Annotated in this window: 20 protein-coding genes; 7 read left to right on the top strand and 13 right to left on the bottom strand. The window is 74.5% G+C overall.

Annotated elements, in window-relative coordinates; all coding sequences use genetic code 11:
* Positions 1-25 precede the first annotated feature (25 nt).
* Together ACNJ93_RS29980 and ACNJ93_RS29975 are read right to left on the bottom strand one after the other, a co-directional pair.
* Positions 26-1,696: an amidohydrolase gene (locus tag ACNJ93_RS29980; protein ID WP_418960591.1), complete on the bottom strand. Its 1,671-nt coding sequence runs from the start codon at positions 1,694-1,696 to the stop codon at positions 26-28.
* Positions 1,697-1,732: 36 nt separating this feature from the next.
* Positions 1,733-3,145 (bottom strand): purine-cytosine permease family protein, encoded by a 1,413-nt coding sequence (locus ACNJ93_RS29975; protein ID WP_418960590.1) that lies wholly within the window; start codon positions 3,143-3,145, stop codon positions 1,733-1,735.
* A gap of 166 nt (positions 3,146-3,311) precedes the next feature.
* Here ACNJ93_RS29975 and ACNJ93_RS29970 point away from each other — a divergent pair, with 166 nt between their 5' ends.
* On the top strand, positions 3,312-3,923 hold the full coding sequence (locus tag ACNJ93_RS29970; protein ID WP_418961578.1) for a TetR/AcrR family transcriptional regulator: 612 nt from the start codon (positions 3,312-3,314) through the stop codon (positions 3,921-3,923).
* Between the two features lie 74 nt (positions 3,924-3,997).
* Here the strand turns inward: ACNJ93_RS29970 and ACNJ93_RS29965 are convergent, their stop codons facing one another.
* Together ACNJ93_RS29965 and ACNJ93_RS29960 are read right to left on the bottom strand one after the other, a co-directional pair.
* Positions 3,998-4,270, bottom strand: coding sequence for a hypothetical protein (locus ACNJ93_RS29965; RefSeq protein WP_418960589.1), 273 nt, complete (start codon positions 4,268-4,270; stop codon positions 3,998-4,000).
* A 117-nt stretch (positions 4,271-4,387) separates the two neighbouring features.
* The gene (locus tag ACNJ93_RS29960) at positions 4,388-5,233 is read right to left on the bottom strand and encodes a hypothetical protein (protein ID WP_418960588.1); all 846 of its coding nucleotides are present in this window, start codon (positions 5,231-5,233) and stop codon (positions 4,388-4,390) included.
* 335 nt (positions 5,234-5,568) lie between these two features.
* Between ACNJ93_RS29960 and ACNJ93_RS29955 the strand changes: the two genes are divergently transcribed.
* Positions 5,569-5,733: a hypothetical protein gene (locus tag ACNJ93_RS29955; RefSeq protein WP_418960587.1), complete on the top strand. Its 165-nt coding sequence runs from the start codon at positions 5,569-5,571 to the stop codon at positions 5,731-5,733.
* A gap of 67 nt (positions 5,734-5,800) precedes the next feature.
* Here the strand turns inward: ACNJ93_RS29955 and ACNJ93_RS29950 are convergent, their stop codons facing one another.
* From ACNJ93_RS29950 to ACNJ93_RS29940, 3 genes are all read right to left on the bottom strand, one after another.
* Complete coding sequence (locus tag ACNJ93_RS29950; protein WP_418960586.1) at positions 5,801-6,736, bottom strand: AAA family ATPase; 936 nt, start codon at positions 6,734-6,736, stop codon at positions 5,801-5,803.
* A 3-nt stretch (positions 6,737-6,739) separates the two neighbouring features.
* Positions 6,740-7,945 carry a T4 RnlA family RNA ligase gene (locus ACNJ93_RS29945; protein WP_418960585.1) on the bottom strand — a complete coding sequence of 402 codons (1,206 nt, stop codon included), beginning with the start codon at positions 7,943-7,945 and terminating at the stop codon, positions 6,740-6,742.
* Between the two features lie 235 nt (positions 7,946-8,180).
* Complete coding sequence (locus ACNJ93_RS29940; RefSeq protein WP_418960584.1) at positions 8,181-9,611, bottom strand: dihydrolipoyl dehydrogenase family protein; 1,431 nt, start codon at positions 9,609-9,611, stop codon at positions 8,181-8,183.
* 127 nt (positions 9,612-9,738) lie between these two features.
* On the opposite strand from ACNJ93_RS29940, the gene trxA reads away from it, so the two are divergent.
* Positions 9,739-10,113, top strand: coding sequence for a thioredoxin (gene trxA / locus ACNJ93_RS29935; RefSeq protein WP_418960583.1), 375 nt, complete (start codon positions 9,739-9,741; stop codon positions 10,111-10,113).
* Between the two features lie 115 nt (positions 10,114-10,228).
* Here trxA and ACNJ93_RS29930 read toward each other — a convergent pair whose 3' ends face one another.
* The 4 genes from ACNJ93_RS29930 to ACNJ93_RS29915 all read right to left on the bottom strand — a co-directional run bounded on the left by ACNJ93_RS29930 (position 10,229) and on the right by ACNJ93_RS29915 (position 14,066).
* Complete coding sequence (locus tag ACNJ93_RS29930; protein ID WP_418960582.1) at positions 10,229-11,416, bottom strand: thiolase family protein; 1,188 nt, start codon at positions 11,414-11,416, stop codon at positions 10,229-10,231.
* 212 nt (positions 11,417-11,628) lie between these two features.
* Positions 11,629-11,898 carry a hypothetical protein gene (locus ACNJ93_RS29925; RefSeq protein WP_418960581.1) on the bottom strand — a complete coding sequence of 90 codons (270 nt, stop codon included), beginning with the start codon at positions 11,896-11,898 and terminating at the stop codon, positions 11,629-11,631.
* Between the two features lie 80 nt (positions 11,899-11,978).
* Positions 11,979-13,001: a LacI family DNA-binding transcriptional regulator gene (locus ACNJ93_RS29920; protein ID WP_418960580.1), complete on the bottom strand. Its 1,023-nt coding sequence runs from the start codon at positions 12,999-13,001 to the stop codon at positions 11,979-11,981.
* Positions 13,002-13,202: 201 nt separating this feature from the next.
* Positions 13,203-14,066 (bottom strand): TIGR02452 family protein, encoded by an 864-nt coding sequence (locus tag ACNJ93_RS29915; protein ID WP_418960579.1) that lies wholly within the window; start codon positions 14,064-14,066, stop codon positions 13,203-13,205.
* 187 nt (positions 14,067-14,253) lie between these two features.
* On the opposite strand from ACNJ93_RS29915, the gene egtA reads away from it, so the two are divergent.
* From egtA to egtD, 4 genes are read left to right on the top strand one after another with little or no spacing between them, the layout of a single operon-like run.
* The gene (egtA, locus tag ACNJ93_RS29910) at positions 14,254-15,540 is read left to right on the top strand and encodes an ergothioneine biosynthesis glutamate--cysteine ligase EgtA (protein WP_418960578.1); all 1,287 of its coding nucleotides are present in this window, start codon (positions 14,254-14,256) and stop codon (positions 15,538-15,540) included.
* Positions 15,537-16,853 (top strand): ergothioneine biosynthesis protein EgtB, encoded by a 1,317-nt coding sequence (egtB, locus tag ACNJ93_RS29905; RefSeq protein ID WP_418960577.1) that lies wholly within the window; start codon positions 15,537-15,539, stop codon positions 16,851-16,853. The genes egtA and egtB overlap by 4 nt, the downstream gene beginning before the upstream one ends.
* Positions 16,853-17,611, top strand: a complete 759-nt coding sequence (gene egtC, locus ACNJ93_RS29900; RefSeq protein ID WP_418960576.1) for an ergothioneine biosynthesis protein EgtC — start codon at positions 16,853-16,855, stop codon at positions 17,609-17,611. The genes egtB and egtC overlap by 1 nt, the downstream gene beginning before the upstream one ends.
* Positions 17,608-18,573: an L-histidine N(alpha)-methyltransferase gene (gene egtD, locus ACNJ93_RS29895; protein ID WP_418960575.1), complete on the top strand. Its 966-nt coding sequence runs from the start codon at positions 17,608-17,610 to the stop codon at positions 18,571-18,573. Before egtC ends, egtD begins: the two co-directional genes overlap by 4 nt.
* Here egtD and ACNJ93_RS29890 read toward each other — a convergent pair.
* Together ACNJ93_RS29890 and ACNJ93_RS29885 are read right to left on the bottom strand one after the other, a co-directional pair.
* Positions 18,468-19,472: a lysophospholipid acyltransferase family protein gene (locus tag ACNJ93_RS29890; protein ID WP_418960574.1), complete on the bottom strand. Its 1,005-nt coding sequence runs from the start codon at positions 19,470-19,472 to the stop codon at positions 18,468-18,470. The genes egtD and ACNJ93_RS29890 overlap by 106 nt on opposite strands.
* Positions 19,469-20,245: a GNAT family N-acetyltransferase gene (locus ACNJ93_RS29885; RefSeq protein ID WP_418960573.1), complete on the bottom strand. Its 777-nt coding sequence runs from the start codon at positions 20,243-20,245 to the stop codon at positions 19,469-19,471. Before ACNJ93_RS29885 ends, ACNJ93_RS29890 begins: the two co-directional genes overlap by 4 nt.
* Between the last annotated feature and the right edge of the window lie 70 nt (positions 20,246-20,315).

The following is a 20,315-nucleotide window of genomic DNA, read 5'->3' as shown; positions in this document are numbered from 1 at the left end:
CCCTACCGGCGGCGCACCGTCTCCCCTACCCGCGCCGCACGATCTCCCCTCCCCGCACCACGGTCTCCCCTCCCACCACGACCGTCTCCGCGACCGTCCCCGGGATCTCCTCGGCCGGGACCCGCAGGATGTCCCGGGACCACACCGCGAAGTCCGCGAGCTTGCCGACCGCGAGCGAACCTCGCTCCTGCTCCAGGAAGTTGGCGTACGCCGAACCCCGCGTGTACGCCTCCACCGCCGTCCCGACGTCGACGGCCTCCTCCGGCGTCCACGGCGCGCCGCCGTCGAGCGGGCGGCGGGTGACGGCGGAGTAGATGCCGATCATCGGATCCATCTCGGCGACGTTCCAGTCGCTGGAGAAGGCGAGCACCGCGCCGGCCCGGTGCAGGCTGCGCAGCGGCCAGGCCTTGTGCCAGCGGTCGGGGCCGATGTTCTCGGCCCAGTCCTGGCCGGGCCCGGCGATCTCGGGCGCGGCGTGCCGGGGTTGCATGCAGGCGACGACGCCGAGTTCGGCGAAGCGGGGGGTGTCGGCCGGGTCGAGGCACTCGACGTGGACGACCTGGTGGCGGGCGTCGCGCGGGCCGTTGACGGCGCGGGCGTGCGCGACGGCGTCGAGGACGGTGCGGATGCCGCGGTCGCCGGTGGCGTGCACGAAGCACTGGAAGCCGCGCGCGTCGAGCTTCGCCAGCAGTGCGGCGAACTCCTCCGGGGGGTAGAACGTCTCGCCGCGGTGGTGGCCGCAGCCCGCGTACGGCTCCAGGAGGGCGGCCGTGCGCGGTTCGACGACGTCGTCGATGTACAGCTTGAGCGGGCCGACGCGGAGCCGGTCGTCGCGGAACCTGCGGGCCGCTGCGGCGAATTCGTCCAGTTCGGCGTCGCCGGTCCCGCGCGGGTGGAACAGCGCGGCGACGATCCGGGAGCGGAGCCGGCCCTCGGCGCGGGCGCGGGTGAACAGGGCGAGGTCGTCGAGGGAGTTCTGCGGTTCGACGACGGTGGTGATGCCGTAGCGGATCGCGTCGTCGAGGCTGCGGGCGAGCCGGCCGTACTGGCGGTCCGGCGAGGCCCACGGCACGCCGAGCCGGTGCAGGGCGCGGTGGCCGTCGCGGGAGAGGCCCTTGACGGCGAAGTCGCGAACGAAGCCGGTGGGTTCGCCGGTCGCCGGGTCGGTCTGGGCCTCGCCGAACGGGACGCTCGTACGGTCCCTGGTGATGCCGCAGCGGCGCAGGGCGGCGGTGTTGAGCCAGGCGGTGTGCACGTCGTAGCTGAGCACGAGCGCGGGGACGTCGCCGGTGACGGGGTCGAGGTCGGCGGCGGTGGGCGTCCGGCCGCCGAGGGCCGAGTAGTCGAAGGCCTCGGCCTCGATCCAGGGGGCGTCGGGGTGGGCGGTGCGCCAGGCGCGGATGCGAGCGTGGATCTCGTCGAGACTGCGGGCTCCGCCGAGTTGGACGCAGGCGTCGTCGGAGCCGAGCCGGACGTGGTTGTGCGCGTCGACGAAGCCGGGCAGGACGAGCCGGCCGCCGGCGTCGAGGACTTCGGTGCCAGGGCCGGTCCAGGCACCCGCGTCGGCGGCGGCGCCGACCCAGACGATCCGCCCGTCGCGGACGGCGAGCGCCTCCGCCTCGGGCAGACCGGGGTCGACGGTGTGGATCCGGGCGTGGGTCAGGACGAGGTCGGCGGGCGGGGTGGTGCGGGGCATCGCGGTGAACTCCCGTGCGGCAGAAGGGTCGAAGGGTCAGAGGGCGGGCGTCGCGAGGGTCGCGGGTACGGCGGTCCGGCCGCGGGCCAGCAGCACGTACACGAGGGCGGCGACGGGCGCGCCGAGGAGGGTGAGGTCCGCGCCGCCGAGCGAGGCGACGAGGGGGCCGGTCCACAGCTCGGAGTCGCAGGTGAGGGCGGCGAAGACCATGCCGGCGAGCAGGGCGGCCAGTCCGGCGGGGTGGTAGCCCGCCCGGTACCAGTAGGCGCCGCCGGGGCCGGCGTGCAGCGCTTCGGCGTCGTAGCGGCAGCGGCGCAGCAGCATGTCGGCGAGGAAGACGCCGCCCCAGGGGGCGAAGACGATGATCAGCAGGGAGAGGAAGGAGAGCAGCGAGGCGGTGAAGTCGGTGAGGAACAGCGCGCCGAGCGATCCGGCCGCGGTGACGGCGGCGCTGATCACGATGGCCTTGGCGCGGCTCCACGGAATGCCGAGGACCTGGAGGTTGAGGCTGGAGGAGTAGAGCGTGATGATCGAGTTGGTGACCGAGCCGCCGAGCACGAGGGCGAGGAACAGCGGCTGGAACCAGCCGGGCAGCAGCTTCTCGGCGCCCGCGACCGCGTCCGTCATGTCGGTCTGCGTGGCGGCGGCGACGCCCGCGACGCCGAGGGCGACGGAGGACAGGAAGCCGCCGAGCGCCCCGCTCCAGGTGACGGCCCGCAGGGTGGTGGTGCGGGGCAGGTAGCGGGTGTAGTCGGCGGGCATCGGCAGGTACGAGAACGGGCCCGCGAGCATGACGACGAAGGCGAGGCTCCAGCCGGAGGCGCCGGGCGCGGCGGCGGGGGCGCCGGTGTCCGCGCCCGGCAGCAGGAAGACGAGGAGCGCGGCGAAGCCGACGGCGAGCACGTACGCGGCCCAGCGCTCGGCGAACTGCACGGTGGCGTGGCCCCACAGGGCGATGGCGAAGGTCAGCGCGAGGGTGACGGCGAGGGCGAGGGCGCGCGGGGCGTGGCCGCCGGACCAGCCGAGGTCGGCGAAGAAGGCTTCGAGGGCGAGGGTGCCGACGACCGTGTTGACGATGGTGTAGCCGATGCTGACGACCCAGTTGAGCAGTCCGGCGGGCCAGTTGCCGCGGACGCCGAAGGCGGCGCGGGAGACGACGAGGGTCGCGGTGCCGGTGCGGCTGCCGCTGAGGCCGGCGGCGCTGATGGCGAAGAAGGACAGCCCGCCGATGACCACGACGGCGGTGGCCTGCCAGAAGGAGAGCCCGAAGGCGACGGCGAGGGCGCCGTTGATGACGTAGGTGAAGGTCAGGTTCGAGCCGAACCAGAGCCAGAAGACGTCCTTGGCGCTGCCGTGCCGTTCGTCGTCGGGGATGGGGTCGATGCCGTGGCCCTCGACCTGGAACACCTCGTCGCGACCGGCGGTCGTGGGGGTCCGCTGTTCGATCACACCGCGCTCCGTTCTTCCGTACCGGAACCCGGCCGGATCTTGAATGTCGTTCTAAGTTTTAGAACGGCATTCAAGATGTGGGAAGGGCCGGTCCGGCGTCAAGCCCCCGGAGGTTGCGGTTAGGGTCGTGCCCGGACGACCTTTCGACCGGCACGAGGCGGGGATGGTGGCAGGGGCAGCACGACGGCGGGACGGGCACATCGCGCAGGAGCGGATGCTCGAGGAGGCCATGGCGGCCATCGCCGAGAACGGCCTGGCCTCGCTCACCATGTCGGCGCTCGCGGAGCGGCTGGGCACCAGCGGCGGCCACATCCTGTACTACTTCGGCTCCAAGGACCTGCTGCTGCTCGCCGCCCTGCGCTGGAGCGAGGCCGCGCTGACGGAGGAGCGCAAGGCGCTGCTGGGGCGGCGGATCGGCGCGGAGCGGAAGCTGGACCGCTTCCTGGAGCTCTACCTGCCGCGTGGTCCGCGCGACCCGCGCTGGATGCTCTGGATCGAGCTGTGGGCCCGCGCCCCGGCCAACGAAGCGCTGCGGACCGCCCAGGAGGAGATGGACCTGGCCTGGCAGCAGGACCTGGAGACGCTGCTCGCCAAGGGCGTCGCCCAGGGCCGCTTCCCGGACCTCGACGTCCCGGCCCGCGCCTCCGAACTCCTCGCCCTCCTCGATGGCTTGAGCACCCGCGCGGTCCTCGGCCGCGCCACCCCGGGCGGCCCGGACCCCCGCCCGGCCCTGGAGGCCGCCCGCGCGGCGGCGCAGCGGCTGATCGGGCGGGCGTAGCGGCGCAGCGGCACCGGCAGGACGGCCGACGGCCGCCGGACGGGTGTCCGGCGGCCGCTGTCACGGGTTCGTGCTCACTCCTCTCGCTGCGGCACGAAGTAGTACGAGTCGAACGGGCCGCCGCTGACATGGACGAGCGTGACGAAGCCGCCGGCGATCAGCTGCGGTGACGCCAGAGCCCTGGCGTCGACGCAGATGCCGTTCACCTTGTGATCCGGTTCGAGGCGCGATCGGAAGAACCTCTCCGGGTCCTCCCTCAGTGCGTCCCAGTCCTCCTCGCCGACTGCCACGTCGAACAGCTCGAGGGTCTGCGACGTGATCTCGCTCTTCTTGGTCACCGTGCTCACGGGGTCTTCTCCCTTCTCCGGGATGGGCTCCATCCCAGCCTGAGCGCACGGTGTCCATCGGCAAGTCGCGTGCGGGCTCACCTGAGCCAGGGGAGTGACCCCGGGCGGCGCACCCGCTCAGGCGGGACCATGGGCGCTCCACGGCCGCGGCTCGACGGGCGCGAGCGGCCAGGAATCCGGGTCGTGCCGGCCGTGGGCGGCGGCGTTCCACAGGAGTTGCTCGTTGTGCAGGGCCGGCGGGGAGAAGCGGGCGAGCGCCGGGTAGCGGGCGCCGAGGGTCTGCGCGAGCGCCAGGGTGGCCTCGGCGTCGGAGGCGGCGTCGCCGGGGCGGTCGTGCGGTACGCCGTACCAGGCGGTGACGCGCTCCAGGGACCGGCCGCCGGAACGGTACGGGTCGGCGTGCCGGTCCAGGACCAGCGGGTCGCACACCGGGGCGAGACCATGGGGCGCGCGCTCGCCGAGGGTGGGCAGTCCGTGCCGGGTCAGCTCGGTCTCCAGCAGCGTCAGCACGTACGGCGCGTACCAGACGACCAGCGGCTCCCCCGCCGCGAGCCGCCCGGCCAGCAGCTCCGCCACCTCGTCGAGCGCCCGCACGGCCGGGACGCCCTCGGCGCGGGCCCGCTCCACGGTGATCCCGTGCCGCTTGGCCGGGTCCACGGCGAGCGGCCCCGCACCCGGATCGACCAGCCAGTCGCGCGCCGTGCCGTCGGCGCACCGCACCGAGGCCGCGAGGATCCGGTCCACGGCGGTCCGGTGCCCGGTCGCTGCCACGTCGAACGCGGTCAGCCCCCGCCGATGCCACCCGGGATGCTCGTGCGGAACCGGTGGCCCCGGCTCGCGCACATGCTCCGGGTGGTACACCGCCCACCCCTTGGGCCGCAGCCCGACCAGCACCCCCGCCCCGGCCGCCACGGTCCCACCACAGCCGGCGCAGGTCGCGGGGTAGTCGTTGGTCCGCTCCATCAGCGCTCCTTGCGGCGGTGCGAGGGTGACGGGCACGTACCGCCGGCGACCGACGATGCCCGAGTCCGGCCTGCTCGCCATGGCCGACGTCCCGGCTCGGCCCGCTCCTTCACCCGGATGGGCGGAGGCACGGTCCCGTCCGGGGCGACAAGCGCCTCCCGAGGACCGCCGGACAACGACAGTCGGCCTCGGTAGACTCAAGTCGCCTGCGAATTCCCGTGGTTCTGGCAGAGAGAGTCGGCGCGGATCAGGGCGAGGCGGATGGACATCCCTGGGTTGGGGTCGGGGGCGTCCGTCTCCTGCCTGGCGCCGAAACCCTCTCTGAAAGGAGCCGTATGGAGTTGGCCGGATGGGTGACCGTGGGAACCGCCGCGGTCGTCGGGGGCTTCACGGTCGTGGGGCATCTCTTCGATCAGGTTCCCGCACTCGCCCAGAAGATGATCACGGCGATCCGCTCCGTTCGCGCGGTGCGCGACGAGGTGCGGGGCAGCCGGGAGTGATCGGAGCCCCGGACCGGAGAACCCCAGCTCCCGGTCCGGGGCTCACTCACCCTGTCGGCTGTGCGCCTCAGAAGTTCCCGTAGTTGACCTGCCAGGTCGGCAGGCCCATGCGGCGCCAGACGGCGACCACGCGGTCGCGGTCGTCCAGGGAGACCCGGACGGCGTAGCGATGGCGGACGTGTGCGTCGAAGAGTTCGGCCTTGACGATGTCGTCGCTGCGCGTGTCGCCCGAGGCACGCATCCACAGCTCGTCGTACGGGACGTCGTGCCGCTTCAGCCACTGCTCGGTGATCTCGCGGTGGTCCTCGCTGCGGCCGGACAGCAGCACGATCGTGTCGTTGTCCGTGGCCCGGAAGGCCCGCAGCGCCTGCCGCACCGGCGGGTTGAGCAGGTCGGTGTCGCAGCGGGAGAAGTCGTACGGCCCGCGGTCCCCGCGCAGCGCGAGCGTGCCGTCGATGTCGCACAGCACCGCCGACGGCAGCGCGGGGTCGTGCACGTACGCCTGGACCCCCGGCCGGTCGCCGAGCCACTCCGCGGTGAGCCGCCAGCCGCCCCGGCGGGCCTTGGCGTGCTTGTCGGCGAGGATCCGGATGATCTCCTCGCCGACCGGGCGCTCGCGCACCGCGTCGCGGCGGAGGCACTCCTCCACCGGGACGTCGGTGAAGTCGTGCACGACGAAGTCGACGGCGAGGCCGGTGACCGCCGCCTTCAGCCGCTTGGGTATGTGCGGCGTCAGGTGGGTGTTGTCGACGACGACGTCGAAGCCGCCCGCGACGGCCTCGCGGACGGCGGCGTCCTGGACGGCGAGCACGGTCTGCTCATGGGCGTGCGAACGGCGCTCGGGCGCCGGCACGTCGAACATGGCCCGCAGGTCGTCCAGGTTGACGCGGCGCATCCGGCCCTCGGACTCGGCCTGCAGCTTCCTCGCGGCGGTCGTCTTGCCGGAGGCGGGAAGTCCCGTCATCACGTGGATCACGGGGACGGCGGGGACGGTGGCGGGCACGGTTCAGTTCTCCTCGTCGGTGGCGAAGGGGTCGGACGCCTCGGGGCGCACATGCTTCCAGACCAGCAGGGCGGTCGACTTGCCGTCCAGGCGCAGGAACAGCGCCGAGCGGATGCCGGCGTCGACCGGCAGCTCCCGGACCGCGCGGGCGAACGCGCCCCGGTCCGCGGCCAGATGGGCGACGGAGGCGTACGCCTCGTCGATGGCGCGCTCGCGGGCGGCGGCCTCGTCCTCCAGGCGGGCCACGACCCCGCGCACCCAGGCGTCGAACTCGTCCGGCACCTGCTGCAGCAGCGCCTCCAGCGGCCGGCCGCCCTGCGACTGCACCCCGCCGAGCTCGGCGACGGACAGCCCCAGGCCCTGCGCCAGCCGCTTCACGGCCGTGCCGGCGAAGCGCTCGATGCCGTGGCTGCGCCAGATGTCCCGCTCGGTGACGCCGGTCAGGACCTTGTGCAGGCGCACGTACTCGGCGAGCTTGGCCTTCGCCCGGACGCCGGAGGCGAAGCGGAGCACGAAGCCCTCGGCGTCGGTGCCGGTCGCGGTCCCGCCGCCGGGCAGGGTGTTGGTCTCGGCGAGCTTGGTCAGCTCGTCCAGCGGCATCGCCGGCCACACGGTGACGACCGAGCCGATCCCCTCCCACTGCGGCGCCGCCTCGGCGAGCGGCATCTCCGTGCCGTCGGCCCGGAACGCGGCGAGCAGCACCAGGTCGCGCCGGTCGCCGTAGTCGACGACGATCCGGTTCTGCGGGTAGAGGATCTCGGTGAGGTACGTGACCCCGGGCGTCAGCGCGGAGGTGTCCAGCCCGTCCAGCCGGCGCTGCGCCCAGGTCGCCTGCTCGCTGCCGAACGACCCCTTGGACGCGACCCGCCACCGGTCCGCGTAGTGGAAGACCACGCCGAGGCTGCCGTCGACCTTGTCGTACACCTCGAACGGCTCGTCCGGCAGCGCGGGCGCGTATGGCTGCCCCGCCTCGTGCTCGCCGACGTTGAAGAACTTCGGCAGGCAGTGCGCGACGATCCGCCCGGTCCCGTTCTCGGCGACCAGGCCGCGGCAGCGCGTGGTGACCGGCGTCCAGGCGCGCTCGTACTGGACCGTGCGCGTGTACGTGAGGATGGAGATCGGGAGGGACGGGTGCACCTTGCGCGTCACGTGTCCGGCGGCGATCGCCGCCTCCAGGTCAGCGATGCTGAACAGCTCGGCCAACTCCATGGCAGCCCCCCGTTGAAGCGCTCGGGAGAGGCCGCGCGCGGCCTCTCCCCGTACAGTCCGGTGATGTCCCTCGCCCTCGCGACAAGCCGATGGTCGAGTCGGTCGCCGTTCTCGTCGTGGGCGCTCGCACCGGGCCGCAGGGGCCGCCCCAGCCTATCTGCCAGGGACTTTCGATGCTCGAAAATTCTTCCGCGCCCGCGGCACTCCCCCGGCACTCTCGGACAGCGACGACGCCCTATGCCTCGCGGTACGCCTCCAGGAGGCGGAGCCAGATCTCGCTGAGGGTGGGGTAGGCGGGGACGGCGTGCCAGAGGCGGTCGAGGGGGACCTCGCCGGCGACGGCGATCGTCGCGGAGTGGAGGAGTTCGCCGGTGCCGGGGCCGACGAACGTGGCGCCCAACAGGACTTGGCGGTCGAGGTCGACCACGAGGCGGGCGTGGCCGCGGTAGTCGTCGCCGTAGAGGCCCGCGCCGGCGACGGAGGTGAGGTCCTGGTCGACGGCGCGGACGCGGTGGCCTGCTCGTTCGGCCTGGGCGAGGGTGAGGCCGACGGCGCCGACCTCCGGATCGGTGAACACGACCTGCGGCTGGGCCGCGTGGTCGGCGGTGGCGGCGTGCGCGCCCCAACGCCCGGTGGCCAGAGATGAGTTGCCTGCGGCGCGGGCGGCGATCACATCGCCGGCGATGCGGGCCTGGTACTTTCCCTGATGGGTCATCAGGGCGCGGCGGTTCACGTCCCCGACGCCGTACAGCCAGTCGTGGCCGACGACGCGGAGACTGTCGTCGACGGAGAGCCAGTCGCCGGGGTCGAGGCCCACGGTCTCCAGGCCCAGGTCGTCGGTGCGCGGCGCGCGACCGGTGGCGAACAGCACCTCGTCGGCCTCCACCGTGTCGCCGCCCTCCATGACGACGGTCACCGGGCCGCCGTCCTGGCGCACCAGCGCGGTGACGGAGGCGCCGGTGCGGACGTCCGCGCCCGCGTCGCGGAGCGCGGCGAGCACGTGCTCACCGGCAAACGGCTCCATCCGCTCCAGGACGCCGGAGCCGCGCACGAGCAGGGTGACGTGGGAGCCGAGCGCCTGCCAGGCGGTGGCCATCTCCACGGCCACCACTCCCCCGCCGACGATCGCGAGCCGGCCGGGGGCGGACCGGGCGCTGGTGGCCTCACGGCTGGTCCATGCCTTCGCGCCCGCCAGGCCGGGCAGTTCGGGCAGGGCGGGGCGGGTGCCGGTGCACACGGCGACGGCGTGCCGCGCGGTCAGGACGTGGTGCTCGCCCTCGGGCCCGTCGACGACGACCGTACGGGGGCCGCGCAGCCGGCCGTGGCCCCGGTAGAGGCGGGCGCCGACGGACTCGACCCAGGCGACCTGTCCGTCGTCCTTCCAGTGGGCGGCCTCCGCGTCGCGGTGGGCGAGCACGGCGGCGACGTCGAGCTCGCCCGCGGCCGCGTCGCGCAGTCCGGGCGTCCGGCGGGCGTCGGCGCGCGCGATCACGGGGCGGAGCAGCGCCTTGCTGGGCATGCACGCCCAGTACGAGCACTCGCCGCCGACGAGCTCGCTCTCCACCACTGCCACGCTCAGTCCGGCCTCCCGGACCCGTCCGGCCACGTTCTCGCCGGTCGGACCGGCCCCCAGCACCACCACGTCGTATTCAACGGCTCGCGTCATGGACCCCAGTCTGGCGGCGGCGCCGGGGCAGGGCCACAGGTACGGGCAGCGGGGCGATTGGAATAGGCGGGCCGGGGCAGCGGTTGTGGGTGGCGAGTCCAGAGTGGACCGGGAAGAGGTAGAGGCCATGAGCACCGTCGAGCTCACCAAGGACAACTTCGACCAGATCGTGAGCGACAACGACTTCGTTCTCATCGACTTCTGGGCGGCGTGGTGCGGGCCCTGCCGCCAGTTCGCCCCGGTCTTCGAGCAGGCCTCCGAGCGTCACGAGGACCTGGTCTTCGCCAAGGTCGACACGGAGGCGCAGCAGGAGCTGGCCGCCGCGTTCGAGATCCGTTCGATCCCGACGCTGATGATCGTCCGCGACAAGGTCGCCGTGTACGCGCAGCCGGGCGCGCTGCCGGAGGCGGCCCTGGAGGACCTGATCGGTCAGGCGCGGAAGCTCGACATGGACGAGGTGCGCAAGTCCGTCGCGGATGCGGCGGGCCGGCAGGGCGCGTGAGCCGGTAGGCCGGGCAGCTCGGGCGTACGGGCGCGGGGCCGGGGAGTACTCCCCGGCCCCGCGCCTTTCCGTGTGCGCGCGTCGTCTCGTACGCGTACGTACGCCTACGGGCCGGTCAGCGCTCCAGGACCAGCGCGAGGCCCTGGCCGACGCCGATGCACAGCGCCGCGAGGCCGGTGCCCGAGCCGGCCGCGGCGAGCTGGTGGGCGACGGCGCCGGCGAGGCGCGCGCCGGAGGCGCCGAGGGGGTGCCCGACGGCGATGGCGCCGCCGCGCGGGTTGACGATGCCCGGGTCCAGTTCGGGCCACTCGGCGAGGCAGCCCAGCGACTGGGCGGCGAAGGCCTCGTTCAGCTCGAAGACGGAGAGGTCGGCGAAGGACCGGCCCGCCTTCTCCAGCGCCTTGCGGACCGCCTCGACCGGGCCCAGGCCGAACAGCTGCGGCTCGATGCCGGTGACGGCGGAGGCGCGGATCCGGGCCAGCGGCTCGCGGCCGGTGGCGCGCAGCCCCTCCTCGTCGACCAGGAGGAGGCAGGCCGCGCCGTCGTTGAGCGGGGAGGCGTTGCCGGCGGTGACCGTGCCGCCCTCGGGACGGAAGGACGGCTTCAGCTTGGCGAGCGCCTCCATGGACGTGTTGTCGCGGATGCACTCGTCACGGGCCAGGTCCACGCCCGGGTAGCCGGCGACCTCGCCGTCGTACAGGCCCTTGGCCCACGCCTCGGCGGCCTTGCGGTGGCTCTCGAGGGCGAAGGCGTCCTGCTGCTCCCTAGTGATCGCGTGCTTGTCGGCGACGAGTTCGGCGCCCTCGCCGAGGGAGACGGTCCACTCGGCGGGCATCCTCGGGTTGGTCATGCGCCAGCCGAGGGTGGTCGAGTACATCTGCTGGTGGCCGGCCGGGAAGGCCCGCTCGGGCTTCTGCAGCACCCAGGGGGCGCGGGACATCGACTCGACGCCGCCGGCGAGGGCGATGTGGGCGTCGCCGAGGGCGATGGCGCGGGCGGCCTGGATCACGGCCTCCAGTCCGGACCCGCAGAGCCGGTTGAGGGTGACGCCGGGCACGGAGGCCGGCAGGCCGGCGAGCAGCACGGCCATGCGGGCCACGTCGCGGTTGTCCTCGCCGGCGCCGTTGGCGTCGCCGAAGTACACGTCGTCGATGCGGGCCGGGTCGAGGTCGGGGGTGCGGGCGACGAGCGCCTTCACGACGTGGGCGGCGAGGTCGTCGGGGCGCACGCCGGCGAGCGCGCCGCCGAACCTGCCGATCGGTGTGCGGACGGCGTCGACGATGTACACGTCGCGGATGCTCATCGGGTCTGACTCCCCTGTCCCCTCGCGGGCCCCCGCGGACCCGCGCGTTCCGGTGCCTGTGCGGCCACTGCCTGTGCGTCCTGGCGCGCCGCCCGGTGAACGCGCGTTCGCGGGGCGGGGCCGCGCCCACTGTGTGCCCCGCCGCGACCCCTGTCAACCGCCCGCGGGCGAATTGCCTGGTGTGTACACCGACCAAATGGTCGGCGGCTCGCTCAGCGCCCGTCGGCGTCGCGTACGAGGCAGGTGAGCCCGTAGTCGAGTTCCCGGCCGTCGAGCAGGATCGCCTCGACGGTGCGGGTCTCCGGGTCGATGTCGGCGACGACGCCGTGACCGGCGTACCGGGGGTAGCCGGAGTTCCCCCGTTCCCCGGTGGCCTCGACCACCGCGGCCCGTACGGCGCTGTCCTCGACCGAGGCCCGGCCGCGGTCCTCCACGTGCTCGGGCACCACCAGGATCTCGAAACGCTGCGGAACTGTGCTCATGCCCCGACGCTAAGCCCGCCGGGGGCCGTTCGCCCGGTCGGCACGGGGCACGGAGGGACCGGGCGCCGGCCCGGCCGCGCTCAGCTCGACTCGCGGTGGATCAGCCGCGCCGCCATCAGGTCGTGCCGCTCGGGTGCGCCGCCCGGATCGCGGACCGCGCGGTCCACCAGCTCGGCGAGGTGACGGCCGATCACCATGTCGATCTGCACGGTGCTGAGCCGGGGCCGCAGCAGCCGGCCGAGGAGCAGGTCGTCCGCGCCGACCACGGCGGTCTCCCCCGGGACGTCGATCCCGGCGTCCTGGAGCGCCCGCATGAGCAGCATCGCGTACTCGTCGTTGTACGCGAACACGGCGTCGAGCCCGAGGTCGCGCCAGCGTCCGGCGAGCTCGGCCGCGGGTTCCTCCTCGTGCCGCAGCGGCACGGGCACGATCTCGGCGCCGGTGCCGGCCGCGGCCTGCCGGGCGCCCTCCAGCCGGGGGACGGAGAAGAAGTCCAGGCGGCGGTCCTCGGGCATGATCACGCCGATCCGGCGCCGGCCGCGCTCCACGAGGTGCGCCACCGCCTGCCGGCCGACCTCCGCCTGGTCGAGGACGAGCGCGTGGGCCCCCTCGACCTGGTGCGCGCCCAAGGTGATCACGGCTCGCGCGCCGGAGCGCTTGAGGACCTCGACGCCCTGCGGGGTCAGCGCGATCTCGCCGAAGGCGACCACCGCGACGGGGCGCAGCTCCGCCCAGGCGCGGGCCGCCTCGTCGCCGTCCATGCCGAGGCTGCCGTACTGGACGACCGTGTAGTCCAGGCGCCGCAGGGCCCACTGGAGTTCGTCGAAGAAGCGGCTGTAGAGCGGGCCGACCGGGACGTGGGCGGTCGGCAGCAGCACCATGCGGGTGTGCCCGGCGCGCAGGCTGCGCGCCGCGGCGTGCGGGACGTAGCCGAGTTCCTCGGCGGCCTCGCGCACCCGGCGGCGGGTGCGGTCGCTGATCCGCACGGCGGCGGTGTTGTTCAGCACGTAGCTGACGGTGGCCCGGGAGACCCCCGCGAGGCGCGCCACGTCGGCGCTGGTGGGGGCGGGGTGTCCGGCGGGATGCTTCGGTGAGTGGCTCATCGCGCACGGCATCTTTCCAGAAGCGTCCGGCCGCGTGTCCGGCGGTCGGCCGGATTCGGTGCCCCCTTCGACGCGGGGCCGCCGCGCTGCCGCGGGAGCGCGGCAGTGGAAGGCCGTGATGCGGCCTCGGCCGTCCGCGCGCCCCAGGCCGTTTCCGCACGCTCCGGCCGTCCCGCGCGCTCCAGGCGGTCCGCGCGTGCGCTACGCCGTCCCCACGCTCTCCTCCGTCCCCGCCGTCTCCTTCGCGAAGGCCGTGCGGAAGGCGCCGAGGGTCGTACGGTCCTTGGTGCGGTCCAGCACCGCGAAGACCACCCGGTCGAAATGGCCGGCGAACCGGCCCTCGCCTGTGAGGAGGTCCCGGAAGACCCCGGCCACGACCGCCGGGTCGTTCATGAACACGCCGCAGCCCCAGGCGCCGAGCACGAGCCGCCGGTAGCCGCCTGCCACCGCGGTCTCCAGGACGCGCTCGGCGCGCCCGGCGAGCGCGTCCGGTATCCGCTCGGCGAGCTCGGGCGTCTGCCGCCTGATCACGCCCGCGTTCGGCGCGGGCGAGGTGAGGAAGCCGGCGGTGTACGGCACGTCGAGCAGCCGGTCGCGGTCGTCGCGGAAGACGGGGACGCCGGGCGAGAGGATCACCCGGTCCGTGTAGAAGGCGTCCCGGTGGGCGCGGTGGTGCTCGTAGTACGCGGGGACGCGCAGCAGCGTGGTGTAGAGCGCCGAGCCACGGCAGACGGCCTCCTCCTGGGCCTGCGCGCCGTTGAGGTAGCCGCCGCCCGGGTTGCGGGCCGAGGCGAAGTTCAGGACCGCCACCGGGTCCGCTCCCCGGTCCGCCTCCGCGAGCCGGCGGGCGGCGCCGAGGCTGCCCTCGCCGGTGACCTCGAAGCGGGTGCTGCGGTCGGTGTCCGGCGTGACGGCCACCGGCTCGGGGCCGTACAGCCGCGTGCCCTCCACGGCGGCGGTCAGCTCCGCCTCGATGGACACCCACCCGCCGCCGGGGGCGCGGTAGCGGCCGGCCTCGACGATGTCCTCGGTCTCGCGTGCCAGGGCCCGCAGTCGTGCGCTCATGCCCGCCAGCATGATCGATTCCCCGGAGCGGCGGCAAAGGAATTTCGCCCGGCCGCCGGAGGGGCGTTTGCACCGGTGACGGCCGGGCAGAAACCCGCCCGGCGCGTCCGGCGGCACAGGAGGCGCTCTTGCAGGGCTCACGACCGTGGCTTTAGGTGGAGTCAGAGCCTTCCACAGGAGGATCAGAATGTCGCCTGGCGACCGCACCGCCGGTGGACCGCAGCTCCCGCAGGACCGCCCTCTGACCGAGGACGACGCCGAGGACCTGCTGCGGTGCATCTGTTTCAAGACCGGCCCGCCCCGTACGGTCGGGGCCGAGCTGGAGTGGCTGATACACGAGCGCTCGCTGCCCCGGCTCCCCGTCCCCGCAACCCGTCTCTCGGCCGCGCTCGGCGCCGTCCGTGACCGTGCGCTGGTCTCGGCGCTCACCGTCGAACCCGGCGGGCAGCTGGAGCTCAGCTCGCCGCCCGCCGCCTCCCTCATGGAATGCCTGGACCTCCTGTCCGCCGATCTGGAGGTCGTCCGGGACACCCTCCATCCGCTCGGCCTGGCCCTCGGGGACCATGGCGTCGACCCCTGGCACGCGGGGCGCGAGCGGATCCTGCGCGAGCCGCGGTACGAGGCGATGGAGACCGCGCTCGCCCGCAACGGGCCCGACGGCCGGGCCATGATGTGCGACTCGGCTTCCGTACAGGTCTGCCTCGACGCCGGGCAGGAAGAACCGGGGCCGCTCGGCCATCACCGCCGCTGGCAGCTGGCCCATCTCCTCGGCGCGGTCCTCGTGGCCGCGTTCGCGAATTCGCCGGTGTACGGGCGGCGTCGGACCGGCTGGCGCTCCACCCGGCAGGCGCTGTGGGCGCGTCTGGACCCGGTGCGCGCGCTGGCCCCGCCGCCCGGCGTCGAGCCGCGGGCGGCCTGGGCGGCGCACGTCCTGGACGCGCCGGTGATGTGCATCCGTACCGAGGAGGGCCCCTGGGAGGTGCCGGAGGGGCTGACGTTCCGCGCCTGGCTGCGGTCGGGGCGGCCCCGGCCGCCGCTGCCCGGGGACCTCGCGTACCACCTGACCACGCTGTTCCCGCCGGTCCGGCCGCGCGGGCATCTGGAGCTGCGGATGATCGACGCCCAGCCGGGCCCGGACGGCTGGCGGGTGCCGGTGGCGGTCACCACGGCGCTCTTCGACGATCCGGCCGCCGCCGAGACGTGCTACCGGGCGGTCAAGCCGCTCGGGGAGCTGGCGGGCGCCGGGCCCGCGCCGCGCAACCCGCTGTGGCTGAACGCGGCGCGGCACGGACTGGCCGACCCGGAGCTGCACGCCGCGGCCCTGGTCTGTTTCGAGGCGGCGCTGGAGGCGCTGCCCAGGATCGGCGCGACCACCGAAGTACTCGACGCGGTGGCCGCGTTCCACGACCGCTACGTCCTGCGGGGCCGATGTCCCGCCGACGACGTGCTCGACGCGAAGGAGGTGCTGTCATGACGACGGTCGACGGGACGGGTCTGCGGCAGCGTGCGCTGGACGCCCTGCTGACCGCCAGGAAGCGCACCTCGCTGCTCACCGACTGCGTGGACGACGGCGAACTGACGGCCCAGCACTCACCGTTGATGTCGCCGCTGGTGTGGGACCTGGCGCACATCTCCAACCAGGAGGAGCTGTGGCTGTGGCGGACGGTGGCCGGCCGCGCCGCGCTGCGCCCCGAGATCGACTCGGTCTACGACGCCTTCGAGCATCCACGGGCGGAGCGGCCGTCGCTGCCGCTGCTGCCGCCGGCCGAGGCCCGCGCGTACGCCGCGGACGTGCGCACCCGGGTCCTCGACGTGCTCGACACCACGGCTCTCGAAGGCCGGCCGCTGGTCGAGTCGGCCTTCGCCTTCGGCATGATCGCGCAGCACGAGCAGCAGCACGACGAGACGATGCTGATCACCCATCAGCTGCGCAAGGGCCCGGCCGCACTCAGCGCTCCCCCGCCGCCCGCCGACGGCGCGGGCGATCTGCTGCCGGCCGAAGTGCACGTGCCGGGCGGCCCGTTCTCCATGGGCACCTCCGACGAGCCGTGGGCGCTGGACAACGAGCGCCCGGCGCATACCCGGTTCGTGCCCGCGTACTTCATCGACACCGTGCCCGTCACGAACGGCGCGTACCTGCGGTTCATGGCCGACGGCGGCTACACGGACCCGCGTTGGTGGCAGCCCGAGGGCTGGTCACAGATCCGGAAGCACTCCATCGCCGCCCCGCTGTTCTGGCGCCAGGACGGCGGGCAGTGGCTGCGCCGCCGCTTCGGCGTGGAGGAGCCGGTGCCGGAGGACCAGCCGGTGGTGCACGTCTCCTGGTACGAGGCGGACGCCTACGCCCGCTGGGCGGGCCGGCGGCTGCCGACGGAGGCCGAGTGGGAGAAGGCGGCCCGCCACGACCCGGCGAGCGGCCGCTCGCGCCGCTATCCGTGGGGCGACGCCGACCCGGAGCCCGCCCACGCGAACCTGGGCCAGCGGCATCTGAGCCCGGCGCCGGCCGGCAGCTACCGGGAGGGTCGCTCGCCGCTCGGCGTGCGCCAGCTGATCGGCGACGTGTGGGAGTGGACGAGCAGCGACTTCCTGCCGTACCCGGGGTTCCGCGCGTTCCCGTACAAGGAGTACTCGGAGGTCTTCTTCGGCGACGAGTACAAGGTGCTGCGGGGCGGCTCGTTCGCCGTGGACCCGGTGGCCTGCCGGGGGACGTTCCGCAACTGGGACTATCCGGTGCGCCGCCAGATCTTCTCCGGTTTCCGCACCGCCCGCGACGCGGAGCCGGTCTGATGTGCCGTCATGTCGCCTACGTGGGCGATCCGGTGGCGCTGGGCACGGTCCTGTCGGACCCGCCGCACGGGCTGCTGCGCCAGTCCTGGGCCCCGCGCCGGCAGCGCTACGGCACGGTGAACGCGGACGGATTCGGCGTGGGCTGGTACGCGCCCGGCGACCCGGTCCCGGCCCGCTACCGCCGGGCGGGGCCGATCTGGGCGGACCTGTCGTTCACGGACCTGGCGCGGGTGGTCCGCACCGGCGCGCTGCTCGCCGCGGTCCGCGACGCCACCGCGCCCGGTGCGGACGGGGAGGCCGCGGCGGCCCCGTTCGCCTCCGGTCCCTGGCTGTTCAGCCACAACGGGGCGGTGCCGGGCTGGCCCGACTCGCTCGCCAAGGTGGCCGCGGCGCTGCCGGCCGCGGAGCTGCTGTCCCTGGAGGCGCGCAACGACTCGGCGTTGCTGTGGGCGCTGATCCTGCACCGGCTCCGGGCCGGCGACGAGCCGGGCGCGGCACTGGCCGCGACGGTGCGCGAGGTGGCCGGCGCGGCCCCTGGGGCGCGGCTGAACCTGCTGCTGTGCGACGGGCGCTCGGTCTGGGCGACCGCGTGGGGGGACACGCTCTGGTACCGGCGCGACGAGGCCGGCCGGAGCACGGTCGTGGCCTCGGAGCCGTACGACGACGACCCCGGCTGGCGCGAGGCGCCGGACCTGACCCTGCTGACCGCGACCCGCGCCGAGGTCGTGCTGTCCCCGATCGAGGAGCCGTCCCCGTGAGCCCGTTCCAGCTGACCCGTACCCTCCCCGAGGACGCCACCGAGGCCGACCTGCGCTCCGACGTGCTGTACGGCCTGACCGCCTCGCCCAAGGAGCTGCCTCCGAAGTGGTTCTACGACGCGCGCGGCAGCGAGCTGTTCGAGGAGATCACCCGGCTGCCCGAGTACTACCCGACGCGCGCCGAGCGGGAGATCCTCATCGACCGCGCCCCGCGGATCGCCGCCGAGACGGGGGCGCGGACGCTGGTGGAGCTGGGCTCGGGCTCGTCGGAGAAGACCCGGTTCCTGATCGACGCGCTGCTGCCGGACCTCGACACGTACGTGCCGGTCGACGTGAGCGAGTCGGCGCTGACCGGCGCGGCCCGGGCGCTGCTCGCCGAGCGGCCGGGGCTGCGGATCCACGCGCTGATCGCGGACTTCACGCGCGGCCTGGCGCTGCCCGCGTCGCCGGGGCCGCGCCTCGTGGCCTTCCTGGGCGGCACGATCGGGAACCTGCTGCCGGCGGAGCGGCGCACCTTCCTGCGGGCGGTGCGGGAGGTGCTGGACCCCGGGGACGCGCTGCTGCTGGGCACGGACCTGGTGAAGGACGAGGCGACGCTCGTCGCCGCGTACGACGACGCGGCCGGGGTGACGGCGGAGTTCAACAAGAACGTGCTGGCGGTGCTCGCCCGGGAGCTGGGCGCGGACGTGGACCCGGCGGACTTCGACCACGTGGCGCTGTGGAACCGTGAGCAGGAGTGGATCGAGATGCGGCTCCGGGCCCGCCACGCGCTGACCGTGAAGATCCCGGAGCTGGATCTGGCGGCGCCGTTCGCGGCGGGCGAGGAGCTGCGGACGGAGGTGTCGGCGAAGTTCCGTCAGGAGGGCGTGCGGGCGGAGCTGGCGGAGGCCGGCCTGGAGCTGGCGCAGTGGTGGACCGACCGGGAGGGCAGGTTCGCCCTGTCGCTGGCCCGCGTGCGCTGAATCGGTACGGCGGGCTGCCGAACCGGTAGGCCGCGCTCCTCGACCGGTACGGCCGGCCCCGCCGCCGGGCCCACGGCTCGGCCCGTGACCGCCTGCTGGGCGGCGCGGGCCAGGGCCCGGCGGTCGGGGTGCGCGTCGGCCGGGATCGGCGGCAGGACGGTCAGTTCGGCGGTCAGGGAGCGGGCCCGGACGATGCGGCGCAGCGAGGCGACGAGGGGGTCGTCGGCGACGAAGGCCGCCGGACCGTGGGGCGCGTAGCGCAGTCGTACGGGCTGGACGGGCGCGCCGGCGTCGAGCGCCGCCTGGAAGGCGGCGGGCCGGAAGCGGCCCTGGGCGCGGCCGCACCAGGTGGAGCCCTCGGGGAAGACGATGACCCGGGTACCGCCGGCGAGCGTCGCGGCGAGCTGCCGGACGGTGCCGGGCAGGGCGCGCAGCCCGTCCCGGTCGAGGAACAGGGTGCCGCCGCGGGCGACCAGCGGCCCGAGCACGGGCCAGTCGCGGATCTCCTTCTTGGCGAGCATGCGGCCGGGCAGCACGGCCGCGATGAGGGCGATGTCCAGCCACGAGACGTGGTTGGCGACGACGAGCTGCGCCCCGTCCGCGGGAACCTTCCCGCCGCGGACGACCGGGCGCACGCCGAAGGCCCGCAGCACCGTCCGGGCCCACAGCCGTACGAGCGCGGCCCGCGCGGCGGCGGACACGGCGAACGCGAGGGGCGAGCAGAGCACTCCGAGCAGCACGACGGTGAGTCCCGCGGCGAGCCGCAGGGCGGCCCGGACCGGCCCGGCCTGGGGCGCCCCCGGACCCGGGTGCGCGGTGCACGCCCCGGGGGTGCAGGGCGCGGTGGGCAGCCACGGCGAGACGGCCGGGGCGGGCAAGGTCGGTGTGCCGGTGGTCATTTCACCGGGGCGAGCGAGAGGAAGTGGCGCAGGTAGCGGGGGTTGGTGCGGCGCAGCGAGAGCAGCACGTACAGGTCGGCCACGTTGAAGTCGGGGTCGTGGGCCGGGGCGCCGCAGACCCAGGCGCCGAGCCGCAGGTACCCGCGGAGCAGCGGCGGGAGTTCGGTGCGGCCCTCGGGGCGGGCGACGCCGTCCGGGGACCAGAGCTTGTGCGGGGTGACCCAGTACTCCTCGGGCGCGAGGTGCTTGGCCTTGACGGTGTCCCAGGTGGCCGCGGCGAGACCGCCGCCGTCGCCGAGCGGTATCGAACAGCAGCCGGCCAGCCAGGTGTGGCCGGTGCGGGTCATGTAGCGGGCGAGCCCGGCCCAGATGAGGGCGATGACGGCGCCGTTGCGGTGTGCGGGGTGGACGCAGGAGCGGCCGACCTCGACGAGGTCGTGCCGGAGGGGCGCGAGGCGGGTGAGGTCGAACTCGCTCTCGGAGTAGAGCCGGCCGGCGACGGCGGCGCGGTCCGGCGGCAGCACGCGGTAGGTGCCGACGATCTCGCCGGTGGCCTCCTCGCGGACGAGGAGGTGGTCGCAGTACGCGTCGAAGGCGTCGGAGTCCAGGCCGGGTTCGGGGCCGTCGAGCCGGGCGCCCATCTCGCCCGCGAAGACCAGGTGGCGCAGCCGCTGGGCGGCGCGGATCTCCTCCTGGTCGCGGGCGAGGGACACCACGTACCGGGGTTCGGCCTCGGTGGCGGGGGCGACGGCGACTGCGGACGATACGGACATGGCGTGATCCTCCGGCGTACGGAAGGGGACGGTGAGCGGTGCCGCCGGGGTGCGGCGGCCCGCTCCTTAC

The sequence above is a fragment of the Streptomyces tritici genome, from assembly GCF_048500665.1.
GTDB lineage: Bacteria > Actinomycetota > Actinomycetes > Streptomycetales > Streptomycetaceae > Streptomyces > Streptomyces tritici.
This window is presented reverse-complemented; position numbering and strand designations above follow the sequence as displayed.

What these genes read in the sequence shown, in the direction of transcription:
- ACNJ93_RS29980 (WP_418960591.1), bottom strand. Translation starts at nt 1,696, where the DNA reads ATGCCCCGCACCACCCCGCCCGCCGACCTCGTCCTGACCCACGCCCGG.
- ACNJ93_RS29960 (WP_418960588.1), bottom strand. Translation starts at nt 5,233, where the DNA reads ATGGAGCGGACCAACGACTACCCCGCGACCTGCGCCGGCTGTGGTGGG.
- ACNJ93_RS29955 (WP_418960587.1), top strand. Translation starts at nt 5,569, where the DNA reads ATGGAGTTGGCCGGATGGGTGACCGTGGGAACCGCCGCGGTCGTCGGG.
- ACNJ93_RS29945 (WP_418960585.1), bottom strand. Translation starts at nt 7,945, where the DNA reads ATGGAGTTGGCCGAGCTGTTCAGCATCGCTGACCTGGAGGCGGCGATC.
- ACNJ93_RS29940 (WP_418960584.1), bottom strand. Translation starts at nt 9,611, where the DNA reads ATGACGCGAGCCGTTGAATACGACGTGGTGGTGCTGGGGGCCGGTCCG.
- trxA (WP_418960583.1), top strand. Translation starts at nt 9,739, where the DNA reads ATGAGCACCGTCGAGCTCACCAAGGACAACTTCGACCAGATCGTGAGC.
- ACNJ93_RS29930 (WP_418960582.1), bottom strand. Translation starts at nt 11,416, where the DNA reads ATGAGCATCCGCGACGTGTACATCGTCGACGCCGTCCGCACACCGATC.
- ACNJ93_RS29925 (WP_418960581.1), bottom strand. Translation starts at nt 11,898, where the DNA reads ATGAGCACAGTTCCGCAGCGTTTCGAGATCCTGGTGGTGCCCGAGCAC.
- ACNJ93_RS29920 (WP_418960580.1), bottom strand. Translation starts at nt 13,001, where the DNA reads ATGAGCCACTCACCGAAGCATCCCGCCGGACACCCCGCCCCCACCAGC.
- ACNJ93_RS29915 (WP_418960579.1), bottom strand. Translation starts at nt 14,066, where the DNA reads ATGAGCGCACGACTGCGGGCCCTGGCACGCGAGACCGAGGACATCGTC.
- egtA (WP_418960578.1), top strand. Translation starts at nt 14,254, where the DNA reads ATGTCGCCTGGCGACCGCACCGCCGGTGGACCGCAGCTCCCGCAGGAC.
- egtB (WP_418960577.1), top strand. Translation starts at nt 15,537, where the DNA reads ATGACGACGGTCGACGGGACGGGTCTGCGGCAGCGTGCGCTGGACGCC.
- egtC (WP_418960576.1), top strand. Translation starts at nt 16,853, where the DNA reads ATGTGCCGTCATGTCGCCTACGTGGGCGATCCGGTGGCGCTGGGCACG.
- ACNJ93_RS29890 (WP_418960574.1), bottom strand. Translation starts at nt 19,472, where the DNA reads ATGACCACCGGCACACCGACCTTGCCCGCCCCGGCCGTCTCGCCGTGG.
- ACNJ93_RS29885 (WP_418960573.1), bottom strand. Translation starts at nt 20,245, where the DNA reads ATGTCCGTATCGTCCGCAGTCGCCGTCGCCCCCGCCACCGAGGCCGAA.